General features: G+C 61.2%; 13 protein-coding genes. 4 read left to right on the top strand and 9 right to left on the bottom strand.

Annotated features, from left to right (window positions below; translation table 11 throughout):
- The first annotated feature begins 460 nt into the window (after positions 1 to 460).
- The 4 genes from M0954_RS10000 to M0954_RS09985 all read left to right on the top strand — a co-directional run bounded on the left by M0954_RS10000 (position 461) and on the right by M0954_RS09985 (position 2677).
- Positions 461 to 820, top strand: a complete 360-nt coding sequence (locus M0954_RS10000; RefSeq protein WP_123384747.1) for a hypothetical protein — start codon at positions 461 to 463, stop codon at positions 818 to 820.
- 230 nt (positions 821 to 1050) lie between these two features.
- Entirely contained in the window at positions 1051 to 1887 is an 837-nt protein-coding gene (locus M0954_RS09995; RefSeq protein WP_297352954.1) for a glycosyltransferase family 9 protein, read from the top strand.
- A 209-nt stretch (positions 1888 to 2096) separates the two neighbouring features.
- The gene (locus M0954_RS09990; protein WP_297352952.1) at positions 2097 to 2345 is read left to right on the top strand and encodes a hypothetical protein; all 249 of its coding nucleotides are present in this window, start codon (positions 2097 to 2099) and stop codon (positions 2343 to 2345) included.
- Positions 2342 to 2677, top strand: a complete 336-nt coding sequence (locus tag M0954_RS09985) for a YbjQ family protein (RefSeq protein WP_122152295.1) — start codon at positions 2342 to 2344, stop codon at positions 2675 to 2677. The genes M0954_RS09990 and M0954_RS09985 overlap by 4 nt, the downstream gene beginning before the upstream one ends.
- 41 nt (positions 2678 to 2718) lie before the next feature.
- Here M0954_RS09985 and M0954_RS09980 read toward each other — a convergent pair whose 3' ends face one another.
- From M0954_RS09980 to M0954_RS09940, 9 genes are all read right to left on the bottom strand, one after another.
- Entirely contained in the window at positions 2719 to 4095 is a 1377-nt protein-coding gene (locus M0954_RS09980) for a vWA domain-containing protein (RefSeq protein WP_297352950.1), read from the bottom strand.
- A 15-nt stretch (positions 4096 to 4110) separates the two neighbouring features.
- On the bottom strand, positions 4111 to 4758 hold the full coding sequence (locus M0954_RS09975) for a TadE/TadG family type IV pilus assembly protein (protein ID WP_122152294.1): 648 nt from the start codon (positions 4756 to 4758) through the stop codon (positions 4111 to 4113).
- Complete coding sequence (locus tag M0954_RS09970; RefSeq protein WP_297352949.1) at positions 4758 to 5243, bottom strand: TadE/TadG family type IV pilus assembly protein; 486 nt, start codon at positions 5241 to 5243, stop codon at positions 4758 to 4760. The genes M0954_RS09975 and M0954_RS09970 overlap by 1 nt, the downstream gene beginning before the upstream one ends.
- Before the next feature lie 65 nt (positions 5244 to 5308).
- Positions 5309 to 6301 (bottom strand): type II secretion system F family protein, encoded by a 993-nt coding sequence (locus M0954_RS09965; RefSeq protein WP_297352947.1) that lies wholly within the window; start codon positions 6299 to 6301, stop codon positions 5309 to 5311.
- A gap of 38 nt (positions 6302 to 6339) precedes the next feature.
- On the bottom strand, positions 6340 to 7317 hold the full coding sequence (locus M0954_RS09960) for a type II secretion system F family protein (protein ID WP_297352946.1): 978 nt from the start codon (positions 7315 to 7317) through the stop codon (positions 6340 to 6342).
- Positions 7318 to 7338: 21 nt separating this feature from the next.
- Positions 7339 to 8763, bottom strand: coding sequence for a CpaF family protein (locus M0954_RS09955; RefSeq protein WP_297352944.1), 1425 nt, complete (start codon positions 8761 to 8763; stop codon positions 7339 to 7341).
- A 64-nt stretch (positions 8764 to 8827) separates the two neighbouring features.
- Positions 8828 to 10021: an AAA family ATPase gene (locus tag M0954_RS09950; protein ID WP_297352943.1), complete on the bottom strand. Its 1194-nt coding sequence runs from the start codon at positions 10019 to 10021 to the stop codon at positions 8828 to 8830.
- A 55-nt stretch (positions 10022 to 10076) separates the two neighbouring features.
- The gene (locus M0954_RS09945; RefSeq protein WP_122152288.1) at positions 10077 to 10382 is read right to left on the bottom strand and encodes a hypothetical protein; all 306 of its coding nucleotides are present in this window, start codon (positions 10380 to 10382) and stop codon (positions 10077 to 10079) included.
- 46 nt (positions 10383 to 10428) lie between these two features.
- Positions 10429 to 10641: hypothetical protein (locus tag M0954_RS09940; protein WP_297352941.1), on the bottom strand; the 213-nt coding region annotated here is incomplete at its 5' end.

Below are 10641 nucleotides of genomic sequence, written 5' to 3'. Positions count from 1 at the left end.
TTGTACGGCATCCGTGTCGGCGACGGGAGCGCGCATTATCTTAGAAATTTTGGCGGGATGCAGGGGCTGGGCCGCCACGCCGTGCCTAAGGGTGCCGGAGTGTATCGGCGCTGCGCCTCCACAGGCAAAATAGCGGGACGATGTGACCCGCATCGAATGCGATACTGGCCGTCAGGTAAATGGACATCAGGCTCTGGGCAACCCGGCGCCTGAGCGGCCCAGGCGAACATGAAGCGCCCGTGACAAAACAACACAAATATAGACGAACGATCCACAGATCGCGCCGGCCATTCCGTTTACGATCCGTCCTTACTGGCCCTGCCTGTCGCGCAGCCCTGTTAGCAATGCGTAGGGTGTTGCACCGAAGAGGCCTTGTACTACGGCGTAGATCGCCTGCGCACGTAATTAGGCATACATATAAAGCGAACTCGACGTGCCTGAAATCATTCAAGGATTGGATGTGAGTTTGAACCTGTCGTCCAATGGCCCGGCGTACACGGCTAGCGAAACCCGGCAAGGCGTGCCGCTTGGCTATGTCAGCGAAAAGCTGTCGCACGCGATCATCGATACGCACGCGGCCGGCGTGGCGCATCCCGAAGCCCGCAAGCGTCTGGCTCACGTCATGTATTCGCAAACGAAGGCATTTCTTGCACTCCACAACGTGCTGGCCGTCGCCGATGCGCCCGGCTTGCCCGAACAGCTCCTCGAGATGGAGCGGCACGAACTGCACCGTTGGATCGCCGCTGTCGTGACCCACGGCGATCTGCTCGGAACCGGCGAAGTCTCAAGACCAAGTACAAGTGACCGATCGCCGGCGTAGGCTTGCGTCAAGCTTCCCGTAATCGTCTGTAATGAAACCTGTAACGCGAATAATATGCGCCGGTTCTAGACTCCTGCTGGTTCGGAAAGCGGAAATAACTGCTCTTCTGGACTGGCAAGCGTTCTCCCCATCAGTGGGCGCGTCATCCGGATTGAGCTATGTGGCCTACTGTTCAGCCAATCTCTCGCGTAGCGTTGGTTCTTTCGCCAGCAATCGGCGACTCCTTGCTGATGATGACGATCGCGCGAAATCTTCAGCAAAACGGCATTGCCGTGACCATATTCGGCCGGCAGATCCAGTCGCTGGGCGCGTGGTTTCCTGAAATCGAAACTCTCGACGACCTCGCGGCCGAAGACCTGACAGCAAAGCTTGCCGGGTTCGACCGGGTGATCCAGATGCACCGGAACAAGCCGTTCGTGGGCCTCGAGCAGTATCACCCGCGAGTTAGTTTCCTCGATCATATCTGCCGGGTGCGGTCCTCCGAATCCATGGCCGACCGGCTGGCGAAGTTTTGCATTGACGAGTTTGGCCTCGCGGGCGCCGACAAGAGCAACGGCATGACGCCGCCGCCAGGACTGCAACACCGGAAATACCCGCTGCGCGTGGCGATTCACCCCACCGCCAGCACCGCCGACAAATGCTGGCTCCCTGCACGCTTCATCAGACTCGCCATCCGGTTGCGCGAACTGGGCTTCAGCCCTGAATTCGTCGTGGCGCCCCAGGAGCGCGCGGACTGGCTCTACATCGAACGTTTCGGCCTCAAGCTGCCCGATCTGGGCTCGCTCGATAACGTCGCCACCTGGGTCTACGAGTCCGGCTGGTTCATCGGCAACGACTCGGGCATCGGCCATCTGGCCTCCAGCCTGCACATTCCCACCCTGTCGCTGTTCATGCGCCGCGGCATTGCGCGGACCTGGCGGCCGGACTGGGGGACAGGGCAGGTGCTGATTGGCAGCACCTACCTGCCAACCGGATTCCTGAAAGAGCGGTACTGGAAATACATGTTGTCGGTCAGGCAGGTCTCTCGCGCATTTGAGCAACTGCGCGCCAGCTTAAGCTTCGCATGAATTGCCCCGCGGTTTTCACTGCGCCCGGAACCGCGTCCGGATGCGCCCCTTTGGCGGCGCCGGACGTGCCGCGCGGCACACTCTTCCCGATCTGTATCTCTCCGGTTCGATGACTTCAGAATGAAAGGCTGTCTTTCTCCACACCGGTTACGGCCGCGAACTGGCCGCAGCCGCGGGTGGGGGCAGGTCACGCAACCCGCGTGGCGGATGTGGCGCTGATCGACGGCGCGGGCATCGACGAAGTGCTGTTAGGCGAACTCGCCTCGACCCGGGCTGCGTTGGCCGAAGTCAAAAGCGAGCTCACGCGCGTGCAGAATGCCCCGTTGTGGCGGCTGATAAGATATGTGCGAAAGCTGCGGGCGCCGAAAGTGTTTCGTCGCGCTCGCCGTGGTGCGAGGCGGCATGTGGCCGCCGCGCCGCCCACGTCCGCCCGTCACTCGTCAAAAGGCACGCAATGATAGAACGTCACATGGTGTCGACCGCATTCGAAATTCCCGGTTACCGGGTTGAACAATCACTGGGTATCGCGCGCGGCATTATTGTCCGCTCGCGTTCCGTGGTGGGTTCGATCGGTGCCTCGTTGCAGACGATCTTCGGCGGCAACATCTCGCTCTATACCGCCCTGTGCGAACGTACGCGCCAGGACGCGTATGAACGCATGATCGTGCAGGCTGCGGAATTCGGCGGCAACGGCATCGTCGGGATGCGCTATGACGCAACTGAAATCGCGCCCGGGGTGACGGAAGTTCTCTGCTATGGGACCGCTGTGTACGCGAGACCCGCTGCGTAATCTGACGCAGCAGGCCTTGCCTACGGTCGTGCAGCCTTCATCTACTTCGCAATCCGTAGTATCTCCGAAGCCAGCTTGGAGAAGCACGGTGTCATATCGGCCGGCGTCAGTGCGCTACAGTAAACTCCAACCGGCTGCTTCGGATTGTAACAACGTGACAGCGAATCGGTCGTGTTGGCCATGCACTTCAACACATTCTGGCCGATTTCGTTATTCGCCCCTTCGGGTTGCAGAAGTTCCGAGCCGCGGCCGATCGCGTAGACATAAGTGTTCTGGTTGCGCGCTACGTTGGCCATTGCTTCGGCAATATTGCGGCCTGCATTATTCACGTTCGCATAGTTCACTGTGCTGGTCACGACGCGTGGAGTATTGGTAATCACCGGGATCGTCTGATTGTCGAGCCAGAGCGTGTTGTGCGCGTTGTACCAGGTGGGCATCTGCGTGATCAGTTTGGCAGCGTTGTTGTTGTAACAGGGCGAGGCGAGCTGCTGGCTTTGCACGTTGTCGGCGTATAGCGCGGCCGGCGTGTTCGGCGTATCGCCGCTGATGACGGTGCCCGCAATCGAATTGCAGTTCTTGTTGCTGGTCGGAAAGATCGACGCAAAGCTGTTAGGAGCGCCGTCCGAGAAGAACACAATGACCCGCAGGCTCGACGGCTGGGTGATCACCCTGTTCAACTGGTCGAGCGCATTCCAGTATGCCTCCGAGGAATTGGTGCTGCCGGCGAAGCTGAATTTATTGATGCTGCTGGTCATCGCCGCCAGGTCGAACCCGCGGGCATTACCGTTGAACTGCTCATCGACCACCGTGCCGTAGGCGAAGTGAATCAGCGAAACGCGGTCGGTAAGCGGATCGAATTGCTGCAGGAATGTGATCGCCGCAGATCGGACTGCTGGCGGTACGGTCGAGTCGGTCGCCATCGAGCCCGTGGTGTCGATGATCAGCACGAGGTCCAGGTCCTTTCTGACCGTCTCGGATGAACTGGCGACATTCAGCAGGTTGAAACCGAACAGGCGCATGAAGCTGACCGGATAGCTCGCCTGCGCCGACGTGTCGATCGTAATCGTGCCCTGGTTGAAAGCCACTGACGGCGTATTCATCGACGCCGTTGTGCCGAGGTAGCCCGCCGGATAGTTGGCCGCAAAGAACGTGTTGGCGGCTGCGATCGCATTGGCGGTCTGCGTACCCTGATCACTGCCGGTCGTCACAGCCTCGCCCGCGGCGATGGCCGCAGCGTCGGTAGCGGCGTCGAGCTTGGCCTTGACCATGTAGCCCATGCCCGCATCGACAGCGAGCCCCAGGATACCGATCAGAAGCACGATGGAAGCGGCGACGATGATGCTGACCGCGCCGCGCTGTTTATGTTTGCTGTTACGACTGCTGGATCTACGTCCAGAGTAGCCGGTTGTTTTCATCATGCCCCCGCAGGCCGGTCAGAACACATTCATCGAATACAGATTGGGATTGAGTACTGGGGTCGACACGCCGAAACCGAAGTTCGCCGCGCCGAACACGTACTGCATCTGGTAATAGCTTTCCACCACATAGACGATCTGCCCGGCCATCAACTGCCCCGTCAGCGCATTCGCCGTTGGTGCGGCAAGCCCCGCGCCGATGCCGCTGCAACTGCCGTCGCTGCCCCAGTTACCCGAGCTGCAGTTCCATACCGCGCTGGTCGGCGCGTAGCTGCTCTGCTGGCCGTTGGGCTGCCACTCGTACTGCGCAAGCACGATGTTGCGAATCGTGCAGTTGGTGCCCTGCCCATTGCAGTTCTCGTTGTCGCCCATGACCTCGGTGATGTAGATCATGCCATGATCGGCCATGTCGAGCGGCGGCGTGGTCGCCGCCAGATCGTTCATGATGGTTTCCATCGGGAACGTCAACGAGGCTCGCAAGGCGAGGTTGGCGCCCTCGCGGCTCAGGTTCACGAGGATCATGTTCGCCTGGATGTTGCGCGCCAGATCGTAGGTTGGCACGGCAAGCAGCAACAGCATGGGCAGCAGAATCGCAAACTCGATCGATGCGATGCCGGCCATTGCGCGCCTGCTTTTGCCGCGGCGGTAGTGACGGGTGGTTTTCATTAGAACCCCTCATTGCGCATGGTGGCCGCGACGCTGAAGGTATATGCGCCACCGCTGAAAAACGGCGCAATTAGCGGCGTGAGGAGGGACCAGGTACAGTTCAATTGCAGCACTACCAGATCGCCTGGGCCTCCGAACATGTTCGCGCCATTCGCGACGGGCACCCCGTTGACCGTCACCGAGATCGCCGGATTGACGAGGGTGTACAGCCCCATCGACGAATCCTCGATGTCCTGGATCACGGCGAGATAGCGTTGCTGGTTGGCGCTGTCCGGATCGAGGTTGTCCTGGCCGGTGACCGCGTAACGCGCGCCTTCGTGCACGGCGTATTGCATGGTCAGGTTGACCCAGAACATCAGGCCCAGGTCGATGATCATGCAGATCACGAACAACAGCAGTGGCGCGATGATCGCGAATTCCACCACGGTCGAGCCGGATTGGCCTTTGCGCGGTCGCCTGCCCATTCTTCGTTTTGTTGTATTCATCTTGCTTCCCCCGCTGCGGCATCTTTTTATCGTGCTGTCTGGTGCTGGCCCCTGCGCGCGTTTGTTTATCCGCCGATTCCGCTGACCGTCGGCAACATCACGCGATAGATCTGGATCACGGCCGGTCCCAGCAACACCATCAGGAGCGCCGGGAAAATGAAGAACATCAGCGGAAACAGCAGCTTCAAGGCAATTTTTGCGGCGCGCTCTTCCGCCAGGTGGCGGCGCTTGGTGCGCAGCATGTCGGTGTACACGCGCAATGCGGATCCGACGCTGGTGCCGAAACGCTCGGCCTGAACCAGCATCGCGACCAGCGTCTCGACATCGGAGACGCCGGTGCGCATCGCCAGATTGCGCAGTGCCTTCTCGCGGCTCGAACCGGCCCGCAACTCCAGCAGCACGAGTGAGAATTCATCACTCAACACCAGGCTCTTCACATGAATCTCCTCGGCCACACGCAACATCGCGGCGTCGACTCCGAGCCCTGCTTCGACGCATACCGTCATCAGATCGAGCGCATCGGGCAGGCTCTCGAAGATTTCTTGCTGGCGCCGATCGATTCGCCGTGCCAATGCAACGTTCGGCAGGTAGTAGCCGAGCGTCGCCAGCATCATCAGCAACACTGCGACGAGTGCAAGGCTGTGCGATAAGCTGCTCGGCAAACTGCTCAGCATAAGCAGGGCAATGAGCGGCAAGCCGAGCGCGAGCACCGTTTTCGCGGCGAAATAGATTGCTGCGGCCGAGGGGCTGCGCCAGCCGGCGTTCATGAAACGGGTGCGCAGGGCGGACTTGTCCCAGCCCTCGGTGGGTAGCGAAAGCTTCGCCACATGTGCCGAGGCCTTGGCGATCGTCTCCATCCATTGCGGCCGGCCGTCCGCTGTCGTGCCGCCGCCTTGTCCGGCGCCCGTGGTGGGCTCAATTCGCCCGGCCATGCCTGGCGCGATCGCATCGAGGCGCCGCTGCAGGACATTCGGCCGCGTGATGAGCATGGCGCCGAATGCTGCGCCAAAGACGATGACGAAGGTCGCGCCCAACAACACGATCTGCATGGTGTTCATGATTTCCTCGCAAACTTGCGGTTCATTGCAGTCGGTGCTCAGACGTGAATCCGGATGATCTTGCGCATCCAGACAATGCCCAGCAACATGCTGACGAGCGATGCGCAGATCATCTTGACGCCTGCCGAATCTTCGATCAGCCCCATAAAAAAGACCGGATTGATCAACATGATCACGCCGGCAAGCGCGAACGGCAGCACGCCGAGAATCCACGCCGACAGACGCCCTTCGGCCGACAGCACCTTGACCTTGCTGAGCAGCTTCATCCGCTCGCGGATGATCTGGCTGATGTTGTCGAGGATCTCGGAGAGGTTGCCGCCGGCCTCGCGCTGGATCAGCACTGCAATCACGAAGTAACGCAGGTCCATGACCGGCACGCGCGTCACCATGTTCTTCAGTGCGTCGTTCATCGACACGCCGTAGCTGATCTCGTCGAAGGTAATGCGAAATTCACCGCCGAGCGGCTGGGCCATTTCTTCGGCCACCATGCCGAGCGAACTCGGAAACGAGTGACCGGCGCGCAGCGCGCGGCTGATCAGGTCTGCGGCCTCGGGCAACTGCTGCTCGAGTGTCGAGATGCGCTTCGCGCGGCTGCGTTGCACCAGCCCGAGCGGCAGCAGCGCAAACAGAACGGCGAGCGCGAGCGTAAGCAGCATCGGCAGGCCGAAAAACAGCGCGATGAACGTGGCTATGCCCGGCAGCGCCAGCGTATAGGTGAAAAACCGCGCCACTGACCAGTTACGCCCCGATTGCACCAGCAACCGGTCGATCGAATGGATGCGCGGCACTTTTAGCAGCCACTGGGTCAGCAGCGGCGAATCGCTCAGCATCCGCGCTTTCAGGATCGACATCGATCCAATGCTGCTCGTGGCACCCGCCGACATCGCGCGAATGCGCTGATCGAGCCGCTTGACGCCGGCCCCGTGATGGCTGTTCCACCACACGTAGCCCGCTTCGATCACCAGCACCACCGCGAAAAACAGCAACACCGCAAAGCCTAGAAATAACCTGTTCATGACGTGCTCCCGAATCCCGGTTCAGACTTCATAGCGTTTCTGCGGATCGTAGATGTCGTCCGGCACCGTCACGCCGAAGGCTTGCAACCGTTCACTGAATTGCGGCCGCACACCCGTCGCGCAGAAATAGCCGTTGACGCGCCCCTCGCTATCGAGCCCCGTGCGCTTGAAGGTGAAAATCTCCTGCATGTTGATCATGTCGCCTTCCATGCCGGTGATTTCCTGAATGCTCATCAGCTTGCGACGGCCGTCGGTGAGCCGCGATGCCTGCACGATCACGGTGATCGCCGAAGCCACCTGCTGGCGCATCGCCTTGGCCGGCAGCGCGAGGCCCGCCATGCTGACCATGTTTTCGAGCCGCACCAGCGCATCGCGCGGCGTGTTCGCATGGATCGTCGCCATCGAGCCTTCGTGGCCGGTATTCATGGCGTGCAGCATGTCGAGCGCCTCGCCGCCGCGCACTTCGCCGAGGATGATGCGGTCCGGGCGCATCCGCAGTGCGTTCTTCACGAGCGAACGCTGGCTGATTTCACCCTTGCCTTCGATGTTCGGTGGTCGCGTTTCGAGGCGTAGCACGTGTTCCTGGCGCAGCTGGAGTTCGGCGGCGTCTTCGATCGTCACGATCCGTTCGTCGGACGGAATGAAGCCCGACAACAGATTCAGCATCGTCGTCTTACCGCTGCCGGTGCCGCCTGAGATCAGCACGTTGATCTTTGCCTTGATGAGCGCTTCGAGCAGGTGTGCCATCGGCGAAGTGAATGTCTGGTATTCGATCAGGTCCGAAACCTTCAGCGGATTGACCGCGAAACGCCGGATCGACAGCAGCGGGCCGTCGATGGCCGACGGCGGAATGATCGCGTTGACGCGCGAGCCGTCGGCGAGGCGCGCATCGACCATCGGCGTGGATTCGTCGATGCGCCGTCCCACCCGCGAGACGATCTTCTCGATCACCTTCATCAGATGCGCGTTGTCGTAAAACTGCACATCCGTCGCCTCGAGTTTGCCGCGCCGCTCCACATAGACGTGGTACGCGGTGTTCACGAGAATGTCCGAGATGGTCGGATCTTTCAGAAGCGGTTCGAGGGGGCCGAGGCCCAGCATCTCGTCCTTGACGTCCTGCACGAGCGTGCGTCGTTCGACGTCGTTCATCAGGATGTTGCCTTCTTCAATGAGCTTGTTGACCAGCTGCGTCAACTCGCGTCCGACCTGTTCCGGTGACAGATGCTGTAGCTTGTCGAGCTCGACGCGCTCGATGATGGCCTCGTGGATCTCCATCTTGAGCTGCAGATAGGCGCGGCGTGCCATGCCACCTTGCGAAGCCGGATCGGTCGCGCCGTTCGTTTGTTGCACCGCGGGCCGCTCGACGACGGCGGCATCTGCCATCGCGAAGCTCGGCGCGATCTGCGCCTCGGCGGCTTGCTTGAAAAGGTGTTCGCGCAGTGACATGGCGGTGCTCCGGTTCTAATCTTAGGTGGGGCGTTCGAGCCGTTTCGGCTGAATCGAGGCGGCTTCAGGCCGGACTCGGCTGAGCCCGCGGTTTCGAGCGGAACAGCTTCGTGAGCATGGTGTTACCCGACGCTTTCGGCGCCGGTGCGAGGGTCTCGGCGAGTTCGGCGAGACTCTTCGAAATCGGACTGTTCTTGTGCTGCTTGATCACCGGCACGCCCTGATTTATCGCATCGAGTACCGGACGGGCATCGTTAGGCAGTGCGTTGTAAACCTTGACGCCAATTACCCCTTCCACGGTCTTCAGGTCGATCCGGCCGCGCTTCTCATGCCGGTTGAGGAGAACCCGCACGCGCTCGCCGGGATAGCCGAGCGACTGGAGCAGTCCCAGCAACTTCTGCCCGGCTCGAATGTGCGGCACGCTCGATTGCAGCACTGGGAAGATCAGATCGCTGTGGTCAAGCGCGAAGATCGAGACGGGGTTCACGCTCTGGCCGACATCGAAGAGTACGAAGTCGTACTGACGGCGCACCAGCTTTACGATCTGCTCGAGATGCGGCACCTTGATATCGACGGCCTTCACCGGGTCGCCCGCGCCGGCCAGTACATCGAAGTTGGGGTACGCATGGGTCAGGCAGGCATCGAAAAACGACGCGTCCAGACGGTCGATCTGCGCGCAGACTTCGGCGATGGTCGCCGGCGGGTTCTTGTCGCAGACCAGATGGGCCGCGTCGCCGAACTGCTGGTTCAGATCAACCAGCAGCACGCGCTTGTCGCGCAGCGTCGCGAGGGCATAGCCGAGGTTGACGGCAACGAAGGTCGCGCCGCTGCCGCCCTTGGACGAGACGAACGACAGTACCTTGCCATCGCGATGATCGGCCTCGGCACGGCGTCCGGCGACGCGCTTGATATCGGCAATGAAACTGTCGCGATCGATTGGCCACAGCGCGACGTTGCGCACGCCAGCGCGCATCGCCTGCATCAGGACCTCGTGCGAGGGCTCAGGCGTGATCAGCGTGCAGACCAGTTCGCGATGGCGGCTCGACAGCTTTTCGAGCGCATCGATGTCGTCCTGCGTGAGGTGGTAGCCGTCGAAGATCAACAGATCGGTGGTTTGCAGCGCGTCCTTGTCGGCGCACACCTGCTGCAGGCCGTTCGCAAGCGTCTTGAGCTGATGCCCGATGCCGCTCGCGGCAATCACGGCGGTGATCTGCTGGCTACGCCCTGGGTCCGATGAAACTAACAGGATATTGATCATTTCTTGTGCTCCACTTCACTTGTCCACTGCCAGCCGTGCTACACCGCAGCGATGATTACGGCGACCCGGTGGTCGAACCCGAGGAACCGAGGCCGACACCAAACGGTGAGCTCACAACCACTGGTTGCGAGAACGACTTGTCGTAGCGGAACATCGAGGCCGCCGCCGCACCGCCGTCGACGCCGGTGACCGGATCGGCATTGGTGCCGGCCTGCGGATTGAGCACCTGCGAGGCGCTGATCTGCTGGACGGTCTCGCCGAAGTGCGCGTCCCACTGTGGCGTCGAGGTCAGGCAGCCGGCGAGCGACAGGCTGATGCCTGCACAGACGCTGGCGCGAATCAATGTTTTGAGCGTTTTCATGTTCGGCCCCAGTTCAAGGTGAAGTTCGTGAGCGCTGCCGGAGCGCTCAAGGCGCTTTCGCGGTAGCGACCGGCATCATCACGCCGTGATCGGGCGTGGCGTCAGGAAGCGCCGTAGCAACCGGAGTGGCCACCGCGACCGGAGTCGTCACAGCAGGCGGAGCGGCGGGAACAATCGGAGCAACCGGAGCAGCCACTGCGACCGGAGTCGTCACAGCAGGCGGAGCGGCGGGAACAATCGGAGCAACCGGAGCAGCCAC

Source organism: Paraburkholderia sp. (assembly GCF_026225065.1).
Classification (GTDB): domain Bacteria; phylum Pseudomonadota; class Gammaproteobacteria; order Burkholderiales; family Burkholderiaceae; genus Paraburkholderia.
This window is presented reverse-complemented; position numbering and strand designations above follow the sequence as displayed.